Source organism: Dysgonomonas sp. 511, from assembly GCF_010501105.1.
In the GTDB taxonomy this organism is placed as follows: domain Bacteria; phylum Bacteroidota; class Bacteroidia; order Bacteroidales; family Dysgonomonadaceae; genus Dysgonomonas.
This window is the reverse complement of record NZ_QVMQ01000002.1, coordinates 39,140-61,222: the sequence shown is the minus strand read 5'-3', so window position 1 is coordinate 61,222 and position 22,083 is coordinate 39,140. Positions and strand designations below refer to the sequence as shown.

Below are 22,083 nucleotides of genomic sequence, written 5' to 3'. Positions count from 1 at the left end.
ACTAATAAACTTGATATATATATGAAAAAAATATTAATAATATCCCTGCTCGGTTTACTTTGTTTTACCGCTTGTGTGGATTTAGATGTACCGCCCAAAGGCCTTGTTACAGACGAAGACCTTCTTACAAACGATGCCGGTATGGACATTTATATGGCGCGTATGTACAGTAAAATGCCATTCGAAGAATTCAAATATATGGGAGAATGGGGATTCAGGTTCAATTCATGGCTGGGAGCTATGGGTATAGAAGCTACAGGCGAAGCCCTAAACAGAGATGGTATCTGTAAAACCTTTAATGGTGAGGCAGATGCATATTGGGGTATGGCATTCGAACAATTGCGCCTAGCTAACTATTTGATTGAGAACCTTCCGACCTACAGAAGTAACTTTGCTGAAGAAACCTACAACCATTACATGGGAGAAGCGTATTATGTACGGGCATTTACATTCACGGCTATGGCAAAACGCTTTGGTGGTGTGCCGTTAGTAACCAAAGTGATCCAATATCCGGCAGACAAATCAACCTTGGAAGTTCCTCGTTCCAGCGAAGAAGATACTTGGAATCGGATACTTGACGATTACGATCAGGCTATTGGACTAATGTTGCCGGCAAGCCCTAAAAGCGGATATTCTAATAAATATGTAGCATTAGCATTTAAGGCAGAAGCTATGTTGTATGCTGGTAGTGTAGCCAGATATAACGAAACTGTAAGCCAACGCCTGACCGGTTTGGGTAAAAAAACAGGTGTACGTGTTATGGGTTTTGCCGAAGACAGATGGCAGGCGGCTGCTAAAAAATATTTTGAAGAAGCATATAAGGCAGCCAATGCGATTATTACTGATGGCAAGTACGAGCTTTACAAGAATAAATGGGAAGCTAATAATAAAGAGGCTCAGTACCAGAATATGGTAGACATGTTTACTGATAAGAACAGCAAAGAGAATATCTATGTAAGGGAATATATGTATCCTACCCTTACTCACGGATACGATGCTTATAGCCAGCCATTACAATTCCGTACGGCTCTGTCTTCCGGCACTTGCCCTACATTAGACTTCCTCGAACTGTTTGAAGGGTTTGACCGCTATCCTAACGGTACCGTAAAAGTTACCACAGGTAGTTCAAACACACAAGGAGAATACATTATGTATGATAAGCCTATGGACTTTTTCAAGAATGCAGAACCTCGTTTGCGCGCTTATGTAATCTTCCCTAGCGATATGTTCAAAGGGCAGGAAATTGAAATCAGGGCAGGTGTATACACTGGTTCAACCCCTGTAAAACCCTTCTTCGACGACTATTCGTACTCTTCTGCTGAAAGGACATATTCTCATTTGAATATTGCCAATAACGCACCTAAAACATTATATCTAAGCTCTACTCTGGAAGGGCAAGTGACAGTGAAATATGATGGTAAGGAAATAACAGCAGCAGGTAAAAATGGTCCATTCTACTCTCAGGGAGAGTGTGCAATGACCGGAATGTATGGACGCAAATGGCTTAATTCTGATCCTTCTTTTATTTCAGGTGAAGGAAAATCTGAGCAACCGTTTATACTGATACGTTATGCCGATGTACTTCTCACTGCCGCCGAAGCTGCCGTAGAACTGGGAAGGCTTGGCGGAACATCTCCCGACGGAAGTAATATGTACGATGTTGCAACCAAAGCAATAAACGACATCCGCGAACGTGCCGGGGTGACAGAAAAGGTTGCTACCCTTAAAGCTGACGAAGCCAGCCGTAATATTGTACGTAAAGAAAGACGTAAAGAATTGGCTTTCGAGCATAAAACAAAATGGGACTTAAGGCGTTGGCGTGTACAACATTACGAAAACCGTAGCGACTTCTGGGGCGAAAAGAGGGATAAAAGCATTTTCTCTGGTCTGGACGGTTACCGCTTCCGTGGACTTTATCCATTCTTCTCTACACAAACAGGTAAATATTTCTTCGATGCGCGTTTCCAGATGGTAGCTTTGAAAACATTTAACTATACCCCAAGAGATTACTACTTCGAAATTCCAACAGCAGAAGTAACTAAGAGCCCTGTAATTGATCAGCAACCAAACAGATAATGATAGAAGAACAATTAATAATTAAGAATATAAAGAATATGAAAAAAATAGCATTTTGTACTTTGTTTTGCGCGCTGTTTTCATTCAGTTCCTGTGGTTTGTTTGAGGTAGACAACTATGATGAACCGAAGGAAACACTGTGGGGAGAAGTAGTAGATGTTGCTACCGGAAAACGTGTACTTACCGACCAAGGAAAAGACGGAACTTATATACGCCTGACAGAACTTAGCTGGGGCGAAAATGTTCAACACAATCCTGATTTCAACTGTATGTCGGACGGAACATTCCAAAATACAAAAATATTTAAGGGGTTATACCATATCGATGTTGTCGGAGCCTTTATCCCTTTATTAAGGGAAAATGAAAATGGTACGCCTCTTGCCGACGATACCCAAACGACGGAGATAAAAGGGACTACCAAAGTGAGGTTTGAGGTACAACCTTTCCTTAACATCGAATGGGTAGGTGAACCTACAATAAGCAATGGTAAAGTTACAGCCAAGTTGCGTATTACACGCGGAGTATCAGAGGAAGAGTTTCGCAGTAAAATAGAACCTATGGGCGGTTACGAAAGTAATTTCCTTAATGTAACCGATGTCCGCCTATTTGTTAGCTACTCGTCGAGTGTTGGCTATGGAACAAGCATGGATAATGATGAATTCGACCCATGGTCGGGAGAACTTAAGTATTCCGGATCTGAGTTTAACCCATCGTTGGGCGAAGTTATCACTATCGAATCCAAAGGAAGCATCCCTTCGGGGCGCACAGTGTTTGTCCGTGCAGCAGCACGTATCAACTACGCAACTCCTAAGGGCAGTGGTACAAAACGTTACAACTATAACGAAGCCAAGGAGCTGATGGTTCCGTAAATCAGCATATTCTTAAGGTTTAGAGCTATTCTCAAAATAGCTTTAAACCTTAATTTCCTAGCAGTTACTTTAATTTTTGGTAATCAATCGCCCATGAAAAAAAATCTACTAATCATCTGTCTTTTGGCTTTGGCTATTCTACTCGAAGCTCAAACAAAAGACAATATCAAAACAACATTCCAAACCTCCCGCGAGTGGAGGCCCACTATCGACAACAGGGCCGATGCCGTTATGGTATATGGCGTAGGCGGAAACCCTTCCGACAAATCGAAAAGAATCTCTTTTGAAGAACGTGTAAAATCCTGGCGCGACAGAGGCTACACCGTTCATTTTATGACGGGTATAGCGTGGGGCGAATATCAGGATTATTTTACCGGACAATGGGATGGCAAATGGCATCTCGACGAAGGGCAGGTAACACAAAAAGGAGATACGATATGGCACGGCCATATGGTGCCCTATATTGTCCCATCAAGAAACTTTCTGAAATACCTCAAGGAAAAGCATGTTAAAAGGGTTATAGATGCCGGTGTTGATGCCATATTCATGGAAGAACCCGAGTTTTGGGCACGCGCCGGATATAGTGATGCCTTCAAAAAAGAATGGCAGGAATATTATGGCTTTCCTTGGCGAGCACAACACGAAAGCCCGGAAAATACATGGCTGGCAAGCAAATTAAAATACGAACTCTATTACCGTGCTTTGGAAGATGTTTTCACATATGCTAAAGAATATGGAAAATCGAAAGGTATGGATGTTAAGTGCTATGTGCCTACGCACTCTTTGGTCAACTATTCGCAGTGGCAAATAGTCAGTCCCGAAGCCAGTTTAGCTTCACTGCCTTGTGTCGATGGATATATTGCCCAAGTGTGGACAGGAACATCGCGCGAACCAAATTACTATAATGGAATTCGCAAGGAACGTGTATTCGAAACTGCTTTTCTGGAGTATGGCAGCATGGAGTCGATGACAGCACCCACCGGGCGTAAAATGTTTTTCCTTACCGACCCTATCGAGGACTGGCCGCGCGACTGGGAAGACTATCGTCGTAATTACCAAGCCACTTTTACAGCCCAGCTTCTTTATCCCAATATGGCTAACTATGAGGTAATGCCTTGGCCCGAACGTATTTACGAAGGGCTTTACAGCGTTTCGAAAGGCAGTAAGGAAAAAGCCCGTATCCCCAGGGATTATTCTACGCAGATGCAGGTTATGATAAATACATTGAACAATATGCCTGTATCTACAAATAAGGTAAGCGGGTCTACAGGGATAAGTGCACTTATGGGTAATTCCCTGATGTTCCAACGTTTTCCTACACACGATGGATATGATGATCCTCAATTGGCTAATTTTTACGGGCAAGTGCTGCCTTTCCTGAAAAGAGGCGTGCCTGTAAGCATCGTACACATCGAGAATCTGGGTTATCCCGCTACATTGAAGGATACAAAAATTCTGCTGATGACCTATTCGAACATGAAACCACTAGATAAGGAAGCCCATAACCATCTTGCAAAATGGATCAATGACGGTGGAATCCTGATTTACAATGGTCGCGATAATGATCCGTTCCAGAATGTAAGGGAATGGTGGAATCTGGATGGGATGAAATACCCTACAGCATCGGCACACCTGTTCGAAAAACTTGGACTTGAAACTACTCCGGCCGAAGGGGAATATAAGATAGGGAAAGGGACATTATATATAGTCCGTCGAGACCCGAAAGAATATATACTGAATGCAGGAGGTGACGTCAAGTTGATAGACATTGTAAAGAACCAGTATGAAAATGTAGCTAAGGCTGGTAAGCTTCAGTTCAAAAACAACTTTCACTTGACACGAGGAAATTACGAACTGGTTTCTGTAATGGATGAAAGCGTAAGTAACGAACCTTTTACAATGAAGGGGTTGTTTATAGATTTATTTGATCCTCAACTATCCATTTTGTCCGGCAAAACGGTACAACCCGGCAACCAGTCTATGCTGTTCAATATCGAGAGTGTGAAAAATAAGAAAACACCTCAGGTTTTAGCTACTGCTGCAAGGGTTAGCGACGAAAAGCATAGCAAAGGAACGTATTCTTTTATTGCAAAAAGTCCGATAGAAACAGCCAATGTTATGCGTGTTTTATTACCTTCTAAACCAAAAGGTTGTGACATTCTCAATTCGGATGGCAGTAAACCGGCTTCTGCTTTATGGCAGTGGGATAAAAGTAGTAATACTGTTCTGATCAGATTTGATAATAACCCGGATGGCGTTTCTGTAAAAATAACTTATTAATGCCAATCGGAAGAAGAAAAATTTATCTATATAAGCCCCCCTACACCGCCCTCAGCCCCTCCAGCGGGAGGGGAGTAGAGCAAAACTAAAATGGGGAAAGGTAACAATGGAAAAAGTAACGAAAAGGTGTTACATGTGCACAGTATATGACAAAAAAAGATATTTCCTCGAAAGCCTGTAGGGGCGTAATATCTTACGCCCGATACAATCGACGGGCGAATAATAATTCGCCCCTACAAAGCTCATATTACAATGATTCAAATTTTTTGTCATGTACTGTGTACATGTGTTACTTTTTCACCTCACTCCCCGCTCTCTCCAAAGGGAGAGAGGGTTGCAAAGCCACGACAAGAGAGAGGAAAAAAGTAACTACGAGAAAAATGAATAAAACCTGTTACATGTGTTACTTTTTGGGGGATACAATATACCAGTGGACGAGTTAACGAATTGGTTTCTTGTAAAATAGAAACTTGTATCCCGTGTCTTGTTTACTTGTATCTAAGGAAAAAGTAACATTACTTACTTGCAGCCTTTACCCGATTTGTAAAATGAAAAAATAGTTGATGTATAATTAATATTAACCTATTAGTAAAAAAATGAAAATTAAAAACATCTTTGTTGCAACCCTACTAGGTAGCGTCCTTATTGGATGTAATACCAAAGAGGTTGCTTATCAGCCGACAACCGAGGTCGGTTTGCGTGCTCCGGCCTATCCGCTTATCACAATAGACCCTTATACCAGCGGATGGTCTTTTTCCGACAACCTGTACGGTACCCCTATTCGCCATTGGTCCGGGCAAGACCAACAACTGATTGGAGTAGTACAGGTAGATGGACAAAACTATCGTTTCATGGGAGAAGAAAAAGTTCCAATGCAACTTATCGTACCTACTTTCGAAAAAGAACATTGGGCAGCTCTTTACACTACCGATGCCCCTAAAGGAGAATGGACTGCCGAAAATTATGATGCTTCTTCGTGGAAAGAAGGTAAAGGATCGTTTGGTTCTCCTGGCCGGTTAAGAGCAATAACAAGCTGGAGAACTCCCGATATCTGGGTTCGTCGTGAAGTGAATATTGATGCCGATATGCTCAACCGTGATCTTTTTATAGAATATTCGCACGACGATGGTGTCGAAATCTATATCAATGGTTATCGCGAAGTGAATACCGGAAATTCGGCACGTGCAAATGTGATGCACCGTATGTCTGACGAAGCTAAAAAACGGCTTAAGCCAGGCAAAAACATGATAGCTGTTCACTGCAACGATGGCGGTGGGGAAAGCTTCCTCGATTTTGGTATCTGGATGCGTAAAGATAACGAACAAAAATTTGTACAAACAGCACAACAAAAGAGTGTGAATGTATTGCCTACCCGTACATTTTATAGCTTTGAGGCCGGAGGTGTACAGCTAGACGTTATTTTCACCGCGCCACTATTGATGGATAATTTAGACCTGATGACGCGTCCTGTAAATTACATTACATATCAGGCTAAATCTATAGACGGAGGAAACCATGATGTATCTGTATATATCGAAGGTAGTCCTCAGTGGGCACAGGATGTAGTTCATCAATTGGTAGTAAGCGAGCATGTTGATAACGGCAGCTTACATTTATTGAAGTCAGGAACAAAATCGCAACAAGTATTGGGCAAATCTGGCGACAATGTCCGTATCGACTGGGGATATGTGTATTTTGCCGCACCTAAACAAAGTAACATCACTTCGGCGATAGGTGTTGCTGCCGATATACAAGAGCAATTTGCCAAAAGCGGGGTGTTAAGCAATACATACAATCCTAGCACAACAGGTGACCTTACCGAGACTATGGAAGCATTATCAATCGCTCATCAACTTGGTTCGGTAGGAGCAGACTATTCTACAGGATATGTGATGCTGGCTTACGATGATTTGTATTCTATCCAATACTTCGGCGACAACCTTCGCCCTTATTGGAACCGTAGTGGTAATACAACCATTACAGACCAGATACAAGCAGCTGTTGAAGAATATTCTTCCATAATGGCTAAGTGTGCCGAATTTGATGCTAAATTGATGGACGAAGCTACTGCAGCGGGAGGTAAAGAGTATGCCGAACTTTGTGCATTAGCATACCGTCAGGCTATCTCTGCCCATAAGCTTGTTGAAGCTCCTAACAAAGACTTATTGTGGCTATCGAAAGAAAACTTCAGTAATGGTTCTATTGGGACAGTAGATGTCACCTATCCGTCTGCACCACTATTCTTGTATTACAATCCTGAACTTGCCAAAGGCCTGATGAACCAAATATTCTACTACAGCGAAAGCGGAAAATGGACAAAACCTTTCCCTGCGCACGATGTAGGTACTTATCCTCTTGCTAACGGGCAAACTTATGGGGGCGACATGCCGGTGGAAGAAGGAGGAAATATGCTTACCCTTACTGCTGCCGTAGCTGCGATAGAAGGTAATGCCAAGTATGCCGAAAAGCATTGGGATGTGCTTACTACATGGACAGACTATCTGGTGGAAAAAGGGCTTGATCCTGAAAATCAACTATGTACAGACGACTTTGCCGGTCACTTTGCTCATAATGTAAATCTTTCTGTTAAGGCCATCATGGGTATTGCATCTTATGGCTACCTTGCTGATATGTTGGGCAAAAAAGATGTGGCTGAAAAATATACAGGTAAAGCAAAAGAGATGGCTCAGGAATGGATGAAAATGGCCGACGACGGCGACCATTACCGTTTGACATTTGACAAACCGGGAACATGGAGCCAAAAATACAATCTGATATGGAATAAGTTGTTGAAGTATAATATCTTCCCCGAATCGGTGGCTCAAAAGGAGATTGCATATTACCTGACTAAACAAAATGTGTACGGGCTTCCGTTGGATAGCCGTCGAGAATACACCAAATCGGACTGGATTATATGGACAGCTACTTTAGCAGATGATGATGCTACTTTCCAGAAGTTTATCACTCCATTGCACAAATTCTATAACGAAACAACCGACCGTGTGCCAATGAGCGACTGGTATAATACCGACAATAAAACTCATGAAGGCTTCCAGGCTCGTTCTGTTGTAGGAGGATACTATATAAAAATGCTTGAAAACAAGCTAAATAACCTAAGCGGTAAATAGTGTTATTTTATGTCTGAGGTTATTCCTTTCTTCAAAGGGTAACCTCAGATTTTTATTTTAACAGATCGGAAAAAGATTTGCTATATTCTTCTCCTAAAGCCTTTTTATACTCCGCAGTGAAGAAGTAATACCTGCGTTTAGCTTCATCCTTCAAATCCAGCTTAGACAAAGACCTGATCAGGTAGTGTAATGCTTCCTCGTCTAAAGGATCGAGATTGAAAAAGCTATCGCATAAAGAAACGGTGGCAGGATAGTTTCCTGATGTATATGTCTTCTCCATATAATAATGGATGGTAGACTCTATCTTACTTTCAATATATTCTTTGAATGAATCTTGTGTTGAGGAGTCCTCGCTTTCCAGGAATTTTCCCCGAGAAATAATGGATATAAACTCATTCATATTCTCATCTAAACTGTCTCCAAGTACAATTTCGAGGCAACGTAGATAGTCGCAATAGCATTCGTCTGAAAATGTAATCTTGTATATTCCTTTTTCATGTATCAGGTTTATTCCATCAAGGTCACCAAGAATCTTCCTTAAATTATTTAAGGTCACCCCTCTTGAGTTTTTCGCCTTTTCGTACGATTTGTTAGGCCACAGATACTCACTGAATTCCTGCGAAGTTATACCTTTTTTGATGCTGTGATAAAGAATAAGGAAGAATGCTTGCCTCAATTTGGCACTAAGCATGTAATTAATCTCGCGGTTATTCCGGTCTATTAATGAAAACTCGCCAAAGAGATATATCGAATTGGGTTGAGTTTCAACCGGCATATTATCCTCTTTTATCTCAGGTTTCGCTAAAGGCGTATTCTTCAATACCACTTCAGCCTCCTTTTTATGTCTGCTCTTCCTTCTCAAGAAGAAGAATATCAGTGCCACTATAATTAATCCTAGAGCAGAAAGTATGATTGCCCGTATCCAATTTATAGGCTTTGACATATATAGTGTAAGTTCTGCCTCTGTTACGGGAGGGGATGAGATGGTGTATATTTGGGCTGTAGATCCAATGTCATTGTTTTCAAATTCCTGTACTATAGACACCAACTCGTTTGTCCGGGAATTATAGTACAAGTTTGCGTTTGTAGTAATTTTCTCCGACCGGATGGGGATAGAATCTCCTAACACTTCATATTGTCCGTCTGTAATCGAAAAACGATATAACTTAAGATATGAACGGGAAAAATGCTCCGGATAACATAATGTATAAAAACTATTGTCATTGGAGAAAACCATATTTCTTACAGGGACAACGTTTTCTTTATCCCAAGGTATTTCCCATAGTTTTTCAATGATATGGTTATCTAAGTTGATTCTGTACAATTCATAATAATAAACCCGCCCTACTGTCTGGTCTCCTGCCTTGTTTCCCATTCCACCAAATACATAGAGGTTTTTGTCCGCTTCATTATATCCCATCGAAGTGAAATACCGGGGAGTGATCACATCGCCCTTGAAACTGAGCTTTTTCCAATGCTGTGAAGATAAGTCGAATGAATAGAAGTTGTTGAAATACGAAATACCGCCGAATCCTCCAAATATTACATATTGCCCGTTTTTAGTATCCATATAATTGCTATGGTGGTGAAGCTGCATCGGTAAAACTTCCGATGTGACTGCTGTCCATTCATAGCTTTGTAGGTCCAGATAAGAAATTACTATATCTCCTTGTGGAGGATCGGCAACTTCGTAAATATATAATCTGTTGTTCTTGTAATCGATGAAATTCGTGCCGAGACGCATAGGCATCGGGCACTTGTTAGTGTATTTACTTGATCTTGATCTTGTTCTTTCTGTCCTTATATTGTAGATAGTTATTGAATCCTCGTTGAAATAATAAATATCCTGCGTTTCAGTATTAAAATTTGAACCTGCTACAGCATCAGACGAGAACGAAGGCTTCTTCTTCCAATAATATGCATCATTTATAAGCCACACCGGATTGGTTACATGGCCAATAACCTTTCGGTTTGAATCGTGGACAATTTCTCCATCACTTTCATTCAAAGGGAAATTGTATGCTTTTTCATTATCGGTAATAGTCAGGTTACATAGTTTGAACGCCGGCACATCAATAACATGTTCGCTGCGCCCAAAATAAATTACCGGCTTCCACATCTTTTCTTCTTGTGTTAGCTGTACAGATGCTTCATTGCCATTGATCCGCAATTTTACAGAATCTTTTTGCATATCGAACTCCACACGAACCTTTATCCATTGGTTCTCGTTTAGAATATCCTTATCAAAAGGTATAGATGTCAAGGTATTCTTACCTTCGTGATTGAGTTTGAAAACAGGATTGTTACCCTCCCCGTTATATGAAATATTATAAACCGCTCCAACTTTTTCGTCTTTAATGCGCACGAGGCTTCCTCTCGAACGAGGATCTTCTACTACAAGTTCAAAGTCTATTGTCAGGATATTCTTAAATGTCGGGATTACTTTGTCGAAAACATTATAAGAGGTCCTGTCATCTATTAAGGAATTATTCCCTTTAATATATAGACCTTGTGAAAACGTTTGAGAAGTATATGTGAAAAATAAGATAAAAGTAATAATTATGCGATAGCCCATCTATTTAAGCTTTTTTAAAGTTTTAGCCTTTACACAAAGATAAACATCTAGAATTTATTAATGAAATTTCAGAAGCAAAATATCTGAATTCAGAAGTAAGGTTAGTGTAATCAGAATCTCAATAACCCTTATTTAATCCTCAGTTAATCGTAAAAATATGATTGATACTTTATCTTTGTTATCATAGTTTTTATAATATTGAGTTGCAGAAATACCTGCATTCTTATGATGAATGTTCTTTAAATATTAGTCATTATTTTTACGTTATATCTGATAATTTATGAAAAGAAAGAATTATGTTTTGTGTGGTGCTATAATTGCAGCTTCTCTCTCCGCATTGAATTTGCATGCATCCGGATTGTCATTACCATTGGACAACACGACCGTCGTAAACTATGCTGCCGCAGATCCTGTTTACAAAACAAACCGTCCTTCGAAAGAAAAAAGGCTGTTTTTTTCTCCGGCTGTAGAAAACGAAATAATCAGGATTAAGAAACTCCTTGTTAATAAAAAACTTGCCTGGATGTTCGAAAATTGCTTCCCGAATACCCTTGATACCACAGTCAGGTTTGCAAAGGTAAATGGCAAGCCCGATACAAGTGTATATACAGGCGATATCCATGCTATGTGGCTACGCGATTCGGGGGCACAAGTCTGGCCTTATATACAGTTTGCTAATGAAGATGTATTGCTGAAAGAAATGCTGGCCGGTACTATTTTGCGCCAGTTCGATAGTATAAATCTCGATCGCTATGCAAATGCGTTCTATACCGATACGAATGAATCGGGGCACTGGAAGTCGGATATTACCGAAATGAAACCGGGTGTGCACGAACGCAAATGGGAAATAGATTCTCAATGCTATCCCATTCGTCTGGCTTATCAGTATTGGAAGACAACAGGTGATACAAGTGTCTTTCAGCAAGAATGGCTCGATGCTATCGAAAATATATTGAAGACTCTCAAAGAACAACAACGCAAGGATGGTGTTGGCCCATACAAATTTCAGCGCAAGACCGAGAGGGCTCTCGATACTCTAAATAATGATGGGCTAGGTGCTCCTGTAAAGCCTGTAGGGCTAATCGTGTCATCGTTCCGTCCGTCGGATGATGCGACAACACTCCAGTTCCTTGTTCCATCAAACTTCTTTGCCGTAACTTCTTTGCGTAAAGCTGCGGAAATACTGACAAGTGTGAATCGTAAGCCAGAAATAGCCAAACAATGTACTGAACTGGCAGAGGAGGTTGAAGCAGCTTTGAAAAAATATGCGACATATAATCATGCTAAATACGGGACAATCTATGCTTTCGAAGTAGATGGCTTTGGGAATCACCTGCTTATGGATGATGCAAATGTTCCAAGCCTTTTGGCTATGCCATATCTTGGAGATATGGATGTTAACGATCCTATTTACCAGAATACGAGGAGATTTGTATGGAGTGAAGATAATCCTTACTTTTTCAGAGGTAAAGCAGGAGAAGGCATTGGTGGCCCGCATATCGGCTACAACATGGTATGGCCGATGAGTATAATGATGAAAGCCTTTACCAGCCAGGATGACAACGAAATCAAATGGTGTATAAAGATGCTGATGGATACCGATGCAGGAACAGGCTTCATGCACGAATCTTTTCATAAGGATGATTCAACAAACTTCACCCGTGCTTGGTTTGCATGGCAAAATTCTTTGTTCGGAGAGCTTATCCTTAAGCTGGTGAACGAAGGCAAGACTGACCTGTTGAATAGTCTCGAAGATTGACTACTATTCTGAAGAATCGGATAGGTTTATCTGGTTTAATTGTCTGATAATTAATGAGATAGCCTCGGGTTGCCCTGGTGGCTATCTCGTTAAATGTTAAAGACTTATGACGGTTTTTTAGGCCTGAATAATGTGTTTAATTACGATTCTCTAGATAACACCCTGTGCCATCATCGCTTTAGCAACCTTCATAAATCCGGCAATATTAGCCCCTTTCACATAGTTGACATAGCCGTCGGCCTCAGTACCATATTTAACACAGTTTTCGTGGATGTTTTGCATAATCCATTTCAGTTTTTCGTCAACCTGCTCTTTCGACCAACTCAGGCGTTCCGAGTTTTGAGTCATTTCCAGACCCGAAACGGATACACCTCCTGCATTGGCGGCCTTACCCGGAGCGTAAAGTATTTTCGCTTTTTGGAATACTTCGATAGCCTCAGGAGTAGATGGCATGTTGGCGCCTTCCGATACTGCAAAGATTCCGTTTTCTGCCAGTTTCTTAGCATCTTCTCCGCTGATCTCGTTTTGAGTAGCCGACGGAAGGGCTATATCGGCTTTTTCGCCCCAAGGACGTGCGTTGGCTACATATTTGCAACCATAAGTTTCGGCGTATTCGCTGATGCGTCCGCGGTATAATTCTTTCAACTCTTTTACATACTCAAGCTTTTCTGCGGTGATTCCTTCCGGATCGTAGATATAGCCGTTAGAGTCTGACAGCGTAACAGGTATCGCGCCCAGTTCTATCAGTTTCTCGCAAGTATATTGTGCCACGTTACCCGAACCTGATACCAGGCAACGTTTTCCTTTGATATCTATATTTTTAGTTTTAAGCATTTCGAGTAGGAAATATACATTTCCATATCCTGTAGCTTCGGGACGGATAAGCGAACCACCGAATGTTAGTCCCTTGCCCGTAAATGTTCCTGTAAATTCGCGGGCAAGCTTGCGGTACATCCCGAACATAAAGCCTACTTCGCGTCCGCCAACGCCGATATCTCCGGCAGGAACGTCGGTGTCGGGACCTATATGGCGCCAAAGCTCTGTGACGAAAGCCTGGCAGAAACGCATGATTTCGGCATTCGATTTTCCTTTAGGGTTGAAATCCGATCCGCCTTTGCCACCGCCCATAGGGAGTGTTGTAAGTGAGTTCTTGAATGTTTGCTCAAAAGCAAGGAATTTCAGGATAGAAGGATTTACAGAAGCATGGAAGCGTATTCCCCCTTTGTAAGGGCCTATTGCATTGCAATGCTGAACACGGTATCCCATATTGGTACGAACATTTCCTTTGTCGTCTACCCATGTTACACGGAAAGAGAAGATCCTGTCGGGAATACAAAGGCGCTCTATCAGGTTGGCATTTTCAAACTCAGGGTGTTGGTTATATACTTCTTCTATAGATTCCAATACCTCTTGTACTGCCTGATGATATTCAGGTTCGTTGGGGAAGCGACGCTTCAGTTCTGCTAATACTTGTTCTGACTTCATTTTTATATTCGGTTTATTGATTTGTATAGAGTGCAAATTTAGTAAATAAAAATGACTTTTTGATATGTTTTTTGGTAAAAATCAAATATTTTTTTTATTTTAATTCAATTTATGCTTCATTTTATTATTTTGAATAGGCGAGAAGAATACAAGTAATCTGTGATTACGCGTGTGCAAATAATGCAATTCCGTAATTGGTGAATAAACAAGTTAGTTTCATTGTTACTTTTTCCTTAGATACAAGTAAACAAGATACGGGATACAAGTTTCTATTTTATAAGAAACCAACTGGTTAACTCGTCCACCGGTATATTGTATCTCCAAAAAGTAACACATGTAACAGGTTTTTTGCTATTTTTCTATTGTTACTTTTTCTATAGATACAAGTAAACAAGATACAAGGCACAAGTTCATATTTTATAAGAAACCAATTCGTTAACTCGTCTACTGGTATATTGTATCTCCCTAAAAAGTAACACTTGTAACAGGTTTTTTGCTGTTTTTCTATTGTTACTTTTTTCCTCTCTCTTGTCGTGGCTTGCAGCCCTCTCTCCCTTTGGAGAGAGCGGGGAGTGAGGTGAAAAAGTAACACATGTAACACCTTTTCATCACTTTTCCCATTGTTGCTTTTCTTCCATTTTAGCTTCGTTCTATTTCCCTCCCTTCGTTGGACTGTTAGGTTCAGGTATTTGTTTGGGTTATTCTTGTCTGTCATCCTGAGTGGCAGGGCAAACGTATTAAATTTATCCAAGCTCAATTCTGAGCTTCGTAGGGGCGAATTATCATTCGCCCGAAATAGAAAAAATCTGCGGACGAATGATAATTGCCTCCGTCGATTTTCAATTCGCCCTACAGTAGTCAAAACTGGAATATCATTTTTTCATGCGTTTACCCTGTTCTGAGTGGAACGAAGGATCTCTTGCTAGTTACGCTTTATAAGGCTTTTTAGGCAAGAGATGCTTCCTGTCGTCAGCATGACAGAGAGAGAATAATCAGAACTTGACAGCCCTACCTCCCGTTGGAGGTATAGGGGGCTTATATAGATAAACTTTTCTATTATTGATTGGCCTAAATAAGAAGCAATTTTGTCAATTAATTATAATCATACCGATAATTATATTAGGTTTGATGTTATCATATGGTTTTTTTCTTATTTTTGTCTTCAATAAAAATTAAAAAGAATAATGGTCTATCTAATCACCGGGGGAGCCGGATTTATTGGCTCTAATTTTGTAAAACATATGTTGGCAACATACCCTGAAGCCAAATTGATTGTTTTTGATGCTCTAACTTACGCCGGAAATTTAGGAACTCTATCAGAAGAATTGAAAAATCCCAATGTTATATTTGTCAAAGGCGATATATGCGATAGGGAGGTGACCGAAAAGATATTTTCGGAACATCAAATAGACTATGTTGTCAATTTTGCAGCAGAAAGCCATGTAGACCGCAGCATCGAAAACCCGCAGCTGTTTTTGCAGGTAAACGTACTTGGTACTCAGAACCTTCTCGACACTGCCCGCAAATACTGGACAACAGGCAAAGATGAAAATAATTATCCCACTTGGCGCCAGGGAGTCAAATTCCTGCAAGTATCTACCGATGAGGTATATGGCTCGTTGGGAGATGACGGGTATTTTACCGAAACCACTCCACTCGACCCCCGTTCGCCTTACAGCGCGGCCAAGGCAGGAGGCGACCTCATCGTAAAAGCATATGGCGAAACCTACAAGATGCCGGTAAATATAACCCGTTGCTCCAACAATTACGGGCCTTATCATTTTCCCGAAAAGCTGATACCTCTTATTATAAAGAATATACTGGAGGGCAAGCAACTGCCTGTATATGGCGATGGCAGCAATGTGCGCGATTGGCTTTATGTAGAAGACCACTGTAAAGCAATAGATGCCGTGCTGCACAGGGGACGGCTGGATGAGGTTTACAATGTAGGCGGACACAATGAAAAGAAGAATATCGACATCGTAAAACTGGTAATAAAGACCATACACGATATAATGGAGAAAGAACCAAAATATCGCGCAGTATTGAAGAAGAAAGAACAAACAGCCAACGGCGATATTGATATTAGCTGGATAAGCGACAATCTTATCTCTTTTGTTAAAGACCGCCAGGGGCACGATCACCGTTATGCCATAGATCCTACCAAAATATCGGAAGAATTAGGATGGCTGCCCGAAACATCATTCGATAAAGGCATTGTAAAAACCATATATTGGTATCTCGACAACCAGGAATGGGTAGAAGAGGTGACTTCCGGCGATTATATGAAATACTACGCACAGATGTATGGAAACCGTTAACCCAATGCAATTATATAATATTCCTCTATACTGTTGCCTTAGGGGCAATGCTTGCAGCCTGTTTAAGCGAACGCGCAGTTAACAGGCCATTGTTGAATCAATAACCGTCCAAATGGATTATTATAGTAAAACCCAATTAAAAGATTACAATTCATTTCAAACAGAAGCTATCGCAAAGATATTCTGTCAGCCTAAAAACGTAGAAGAACTCCGCAAATGCCTGCTGGATTACCCCAACGAAAATAAGTTGGTGATAGGAGGGGGGAATAACCTCTTTTTTACCAAGGATTTCGACGGGCTTGTTATCAATCCACAGATAAAAGGATTGCGCGAAATATCCGATGACGAAGAAGAGGACGAGGATATCTTCCTCGAAGTAAACACCTCTGAAAACTGGGACGAATTTGTCGAATATTGTGTCGTCAGGGGATTTGCCGGATTGGAAAACCTCTCGATGATACCTGGGACGGTTGGTGCGGCTCCTGTTCAAAATATAGGCGCCTATGGTGTAGAGGTGAAAGATGCGATCAGGGAAGTGGTTGCTATAGATATAGAAACAGGAGAAAGTGTTTCGTTTTCGAATGCAGAATGCGAGTTCGGTTATCGCGACAGCATTTTTAAAAGGACAAACCGGTATATTATAATCTCCGTCATTTTCCATTTGAAAAGGACTTTCGCTTATATACCTCGTTATTTCGACTTGAACAAAGAGTTGGAAGACAAAGCCGAGCCAACAATAGAAGATGTAAGGGAAGCCGTAATCCGTGTCCGTAGCCGCAAACTACCAGACGAAAAGGCTTTGCCCAATGCCGGAAGTTTCTTTAAAAACCCATATATATCGAAAGAACAGGCGGACAGCCTTATAAAAGACTACCCCGGTCTACCGGCATACCTGCAAAAAGACGGAATGGTGAAAACATCTGCGGCATTCTTGATAGATAAAGCAGGATATAAGGGGAAACGCGTCGGCGAGATAGGCACATATCCAAACCAACCTCTTATAATTGTTAATTACGGGTCTGCCGACGGAAACGATATTGTAGGTTTCATGCGCAAAGTACAGGATGCAGTCAAAAACGCGTTTAATATAATACTAGAGCCTGAGGTGAGAATATTCTAAAGCCTTTCAGGTATCTGGATATAAAGAATATGGAAGAAAAAAACAGCTTCAAGGCCGAGTTCTTCGAAGTTTTATACCAAAGCGAAGGTTCTTCATTTTGGTTTCGTGCAAGAAATAGGCTGGTAATCTGGTTGATGAAGAAATACTCACCCCGGTTTCAGCAATTCCTCGAAATAGGATGTGGAACGGGATATGTCTTAAATGGTATAAAGAAAAAGTTTCCGGAAGCACATTATACCGGAAGCGAATATTTTGCCGAAGGTCTCGGATATGCAAAAATGAGAATGCCGGATGTAAATCTGATTCAATTGGATGCAAAGAATATGGACGATAAAGAGAAATATGATGCAATTGGCATTTTCGATGTATTGGAACATATTGATGAAGACGAAACGGTTTTAAGAAACATATATAATGGACTAACCTCCACTGGCAAATTATACATCACAGTTCCCCAACATAAATTTATGTGGAGCAGCATTGATGTAAGCGCATGTCATGAAAGGCGATATACGCAAAAGGAATTGAAAAATAAGATGATAGAAGCCGGATTTGATGTAAAATATATGTCAGGTTTTGTATCTTTATTATTTCCTGCAATGTGGCTTTCGCGCAAGACACAGCAAGAAGAGGATATGGCAGAAATTAAGATAAATAAAATTATCGACAAGCTATTCTCATTCATTATGTATATAGAATACCTCATGATGCAATGCGGGGTCAGATTCAAGTTTGGAGGATCGATAATTGCTGTTGGAGTCAAAAAATAATAAGAAATAGAAAAAATAGAATATGGCATCATTTATTATAGAAGGCGGTTGCCGCCTCAACGGAGAAATTACTCCTCAGGGAGCGAAGAACGAAGCTTTACAAATTATATGTGCAACCCTGCTTACACCCGAAGAGGTTATCATTGAGAATATACCCGATATACTCGATGTAAACAACCTGATAGCCCTATTAGGCGAAATGGGGGTGGAAACACGCCGTGTAAATGAGGGTACATGGGCATTCAAAGCCGAAAATGTAAATATAGACTATCTGAGTACCCCCGAATTTATGAAGAAAAGCGCATCGCTCAGGGGCTCGGTAATGATAATAGGTCCGCTTGTAGCCCGTTTCGGCAAAGCTATGCTACCAAAGCCGGGAGGAGATAAGATCGGCCGCCGCCGCCTCGATACGCATTTTATCGGTATCCAGAAACTAGGTGCGGATTTCGTATACGACGATGCACAGCAAATCTACAACATAACAGCCGGCAAGCTGAAAGGGACGTATATGCTCTTGGACGAAGCTTCGGTAACCGGAACCGCCAACATACTGATGGCTGCTGTACTGGCAGAGGGCGAAACCATCATCTACAATGCTGCCTGCGAACCATATATACAACAGCTTTGCAAAATGCTGAACAGTATGGGGGCAAAGATAACAGGTGTGGGTTCTAACCTGCTCCGAATAGAAGGAGTAGAAGCCTTGGGGGGAACCAGCCACCGCATCTTGCCGGATATGATAGAAATAGGCAGTTTTATAGGAATGGCGGCTATGACTGCATCGGAACTAACTATCAAAAACGTAGCCTACGACGATCTAGGCATTATTCCTGATACTTTCCGCCGATTGGGTATACAGCTCGAAAGAAGAGGAGATGATATATTCATCCCTGCACAAAAAGAATATACAATAGATACCTTTATCGACGGTTCGATACTTACCATTGCCGATGCTCCGTGGCCGGGACTAACCCCCGACCTTATCAGTGTATTGCTGGTAGTTGCCACACAAGCCAGGGGAAGCGTACTCATTCATCAGAAGATGTTCGAGAGCCGCCTCTTCTTTGTCGATAAGCTTATAGATATGGGTGCGCAGATTATCCTTTGCGATCCTCACAGGGCTACTGTTATCGGAACAGGCAAACGCCCTATGCGGGCTACTACAATGACATCGCCCGATATACGTGCCGGAATCGCCCTTCTTATTGCGGCTATGTGTGCCGATGGAAAGAGCACTATACACAACATAGAGCAGATAGACCGTGGCTACCAGAATATTGATGTCCGGCTAAACCAACTGGGGGCAAACATTATGCGTCTCGATTAATCTAATAAATTATATATCAATCGTATTTTATTTACGCTATGACAGAAAATGAGAAGTATCTCTATGATCATTTCCTGATTAGTATAAAGTCAGGCTTTGATTCCCTTGAAGACATTATTGATGACACTCTCGAAGCCATAGAGGATGAGGGATGGGAAAGCGAAATCCCCGAGGAATGGGTAAAAGAAACCGTTACCCGCGAGTATAATAAAAACATGGAAGAGAGCAAGAAATGGCAGCATCCGACCGATACGGAAAAGCTCCATACTGTATTCGACAATCTTTGCAAGAAAAAGATTGTAGCTCTCCACAATGCAGGTTATACATTATCCGAAGCAGTTTACGACTGTCAGGAAGTATGGGCCGACCTGACCGATATAGGCATAAAGCCCATCGGATATTGCTACTATCATGGGCAAGACCTGGAACGGGTAATAGAAAGCGGCTCACTAAACATTGGTTTCGATGGCGAAAAACCTAAAAATGATAAGGAAGCAATTGCTATCGCCAATATCATCGTTGCCGAACTAAAATCCGCCGGATTCAACGTCAACTGGAACGGCTCGGCTTCGAAAAGAATCGAAGTTACAGGTTTCAATTGGCAGAACACCTTCACTTCCGACGAGGATTTTGAAGAAAAGTGGGGATACGAACGAGTATCTGAGTTGATGGAGGAATAGTACATTCTTATCACATATAAAATAAGCAGCAGGAGGTGTCCCCTAAGTAATAAAGGACACCTCCTGTTCTTTTGGAATAGTATTGACTTTACCTGCTGTTACTTTAATATTACTTTCTTCGTATACTTGCCCAACCGGATGTTTCCTTCTTCGAAAGTCTTGATAGGCTTGCCGTTTATCACTATATTTTCAAATACAACATCTTCTATATTCCTCTCATCGGAATAACCCTCTATGATGGATGGGTTTTCTTCTTTGTCGTTATAGTATATATTCTTGAACCGGACGTTTTTGATCCCTCTCCCCGGACCATTGCTATATTTTTCGTTGAACAAAACCCGCATATTGAATAACTGGCCTTCCTGTATCTTTTCTATTCTTATATCCGTAAAAGAGATATCCTGTACGAGATTGTGGTCGCTGATGCTGAATGCTATACAGCCCTGATAATTGCGGTCGTCTTCATCGTGTTCCAATATGTCGATATTGCTGAAATGGATATTTTCAATTACATTTCCTTCGTGCGACACATCGCCATGCAACCCGATATTGATGGGATGTGCCACATCAGCCCAAAGTATGGCATTTGTAATCTGGTAGTTGCGGGCATCACCGTAAAAATCCCACCTATGTCCGTAGATCGCTATACAGTCGTCGGAATTGCGCAGGAATACATCATTAACAGATACATCTGAGCAGCTCATCAGGTCGATGCCATCACTCCATCCCCGGCTGCTGAACGATTTCAGGTTGTTTATTTTCAAGCCCGATGTTTGCCCTCCATAAACCGTATAGTGTGTCGGGTTGACAACGGTAATGCCGTCTATTTCGATGTTTTTAGAAAATATTAGCTCAAAGCCACGTTGAGGATCATAGATAATACCCCTGCCCACAAATCGGACATTCTCTACCTTGTTGCAGATAAACTTTCCGTTGACAACAGCTCCCGGAGCCAGATAGACTGTAGTGTTGGACGGTATGTTGAATGCATCGTTGGGCGAATCTTTAGGCCTGTGATAGCCTGCTCCGAAATACATTACATTCGGGTCTTCCGGATTGGGTATTTCCTTTTCGGGTTCGTTGGCAAAGATGTGCAGGTTGTGCAGTTTGTCTCCGTTTACCTCCAGCGATAGTTTTTCCGGTTTGTCTAACGTGAAATAGATAAGGTTGCCGTCTTTCCTGCATTCTATACCTTTATCCGTTGGGCGTATCTTCACATCATTTACAATGCCGTTATTCCATTTTACACGTATCTCAACCTTACCTTCGAAATCGAACTGTACCATAGTGGCCTCCTGGGGCTTGTCCATATCCACTACAACTTTGTATTCGAACAGGTCTTGCCAATCTTGTCCGGGTATGCGGGCGCAAACAGTGAAGTCGTCGTTGTGCTTTGCATAGAATATTTCTTTGGGAACCGGCGCAATATTTAGTACCTGCGCTTTTATTGAGCAGGCCGTTATCAGCAGGATGCAGTGCAGTAGAATTTTTCTCATAGTTGATAGTTATATATTTTTCATTTTTCTTCTGGTCGGGAGAAGCTGCTAATGGCTTCAATTCTTATCGCAAAAATAACCAGAAGCACTTTAAGCCATGCGATGAATAGTTACAGATAGTGGTACAATTTGTAACATGAAACCAGAAATAGAGTCCTGTATCGTTTGTTGAATGCGAAATCGGGACGATAAACTGT

The 22,083-nt window shown here is 41.3% G+C and carries 13 protein-coding genes; 10 read left to right on the top strand and 3 right to left on the bottom strand.

The features are described from left to right. The first annotated feature begins 21 nt into the window (after positions 1-21). The 4 genes from D0T57_RS01190 (at position 22) to D0T57_RS01175 (ending at position 8,353) form a co-directional block, all read left to right on the top strand. The gene (locus tag D0T57_RS01190) at positions 22-2,076 is read left to right on the top strand and encodes a RagB/SusD family nutrient uptake outer membrane protein (RefSeq protein ID WP_163270041.1); all 2,055 of its coding nucleotides are present in this window, start codon (positions 22-24) and stop codon (positions 2,074-2,076) included. 38 nt (positions 2,077-2,114) lie between these two features. Further along, entirely contained in the window at positions 2,115-2,945 is an 831-nt protein-coding gene (locus D0T57_RS01185; RefSeq protein WP_163270039.1) for a DUF3823 domain-containing protein, read from the top strand. A gap of 93 nt (positions 2,946-3,038) precedes the next feature. Further along, positions 3,039-5,225: a hypothetical protein gene (locus D0T57_RS01180; protein WP_163270037.1), complete on the top strand. Its 2,187-nt coding sequence runs from the start codon at positions 3,039-3,041 to the stop codon at positions 5,223-5,225. Between the two features lie 596 nt (positions 5,226-5,821). Beyond that, the gene (locus tag D0T57_RS01175) at positions 5,822-8,353 is read left to right on the top strand and encodes a glutaminase family protein (protein WP_163270035.1); all 2,532 of its coding nucleotides are present in this window, start codon (positions 5,822-5,824) and stop codon (positions 8,351-8,353) included. A gap of 52 nt (positions 8,354-8,405) precedes the next feature. On the opposite strand, the gene D0T57_RS01170 is transcribed toward D0T57_RS01175, so the two are convergent. Continuing rightward, on the bottom strand, positions 8,406-10,928 hold the full coding sequence (locus D0T57_RS01170) for a kelch repeat-containing protein (protein WP_163270033.1): 2,523 nt from the start codon (positions 10,926-10,928) through the stop codon (positions 8,406-8,408). A 280-nt stretch (positions 10,929-11,208) separates the two neighbouring features. Between D0T57_RS01170 and D0T57_RS01165 the strand changes: the two genes are divergently transcribed. After that, positions 11,209-12,687 carry a glycoside hydrolase family 125 protein gene (locus D0T57_RS01165; protein ID WP_163270031.1) on the top strand — a complete coding sequence of 493 codons (1,479 nt, stop codon included), beginning with the start codon at positions 11,209-11,211 and terminating at the stop codon, positions 12,685-12,687. Between the two features lie 150 nt (positions 12,688-12,837). Here the strand turns inward: D0T57_RS01165 and D0T57_RS01160 are convergent, their stop codons facing one another. Further along, positions 12,838-14,172: an NADP-specific glutamate dehydrogenase gene (locus D0T57_RS01160; RefSeq protein ID WP_163270029.1), complete on the bottom strand. Its 1,335-nt coding sequence runs from the start codon at positions 14,170-14,172 to the stop codon at positions 12,838-12,840. Between the two features lie 1,181 nt (positions 14,173-15,353). Here D0T57_RS01160 and rfbB point away from each other — a divergent pair. The 5 genes from rfbB to D0T57_RS01135 all read left to right on the top strand — a co-directional run bounded on the left by rfbB (position 15,354) and on the right by D0T57_RS01135 (position 20,390). Further along, the gene (gene rfbB, locus D0T57_RS01155; RefSeq protein ID WP_368666891.1) at positions 15,354-16,493 is read left to right on the top strand and encodes a dTDP-glucose 4,6-dehydratase; all 1,140 of its coding nucleotides are present in this window, start codon (positions 15,354-15,356) and stop codon (positions 16,491-16,493) included. Positions 16,494-16,605: 112 nt separating this feature from the next. Further along, on the top strand, positions 16,606-17,613 hold the full coding sequence (gene murB, locus D0T57_RS01150; protein WP_163270026.1) for a UDP-N-acetylmuramate dehydrogenase: 1,008 nt from the start codon (positions 16,606-16,608) through the stop codon (positions 17,611-17,613). A 29-nt stretch (positions 17,614-17,642) separates the two neighbouring features. After that, the gene (locus D0T57_RS01145) at positions 17,643-18,383 is read left to right on the top strand and encodes a bifunctional 2-polyprenyl-6-hydroxyphenol methylase/3-demethylubiquinol 3-O-methyltransferase UbiG (RefSeq protein ID WP_163270024.1); all 741 of its coding nucleotides are present in this window, start codon (positions 17,643-17,645) and stop codon (positions 18,381-18,383) included. A gap of 22 nt (positions 18,384-18,405) precedes the next feature. Beyond that, positions 18,406-19,710: a UDP-N-acetylglucosamine 1-carboxyvinyltransferase gene (gene murA, locus D0T57_RS01140; RefSeq protein ID WP_163270022.1), complete on the top strand. Its 1,305-nt coding sequence runs from the start codon at positions 18,406-18,408 to the stop codon at positions 19,708-19,710. A 38-nt stretch (positions 19,711-19,748) separates the two neighbouring features. After that, entirely contained in the window at positions 19,749-20,390 is a 642-nt protein-coding gene (locus D0T57_RS01135) for a hypothetical protein (RefSeq protein ID WP_163270020.1), read from the top strand. A gap of 98 nt (positions 20,391-20,488) precedes the next feature. Here D0T57_RS01135 and D0T57_RS01130 read toward each other — a convergent pair whose 3' ends face one another. Continuing rightward, positions 20,489-21,886, bottom strand: a complete 1,398-nt coding sequence (locus D0T57_RS01130; RefSeq protein WP_163270018.1) for a glycosyl hydrolase family 28 protein — start codon at positions 21,884-21,886, stop codon at positions 20,489-20,491. Between the last annotated feature and the right edge of the window lie 197 nt (positions 21,887-22,083).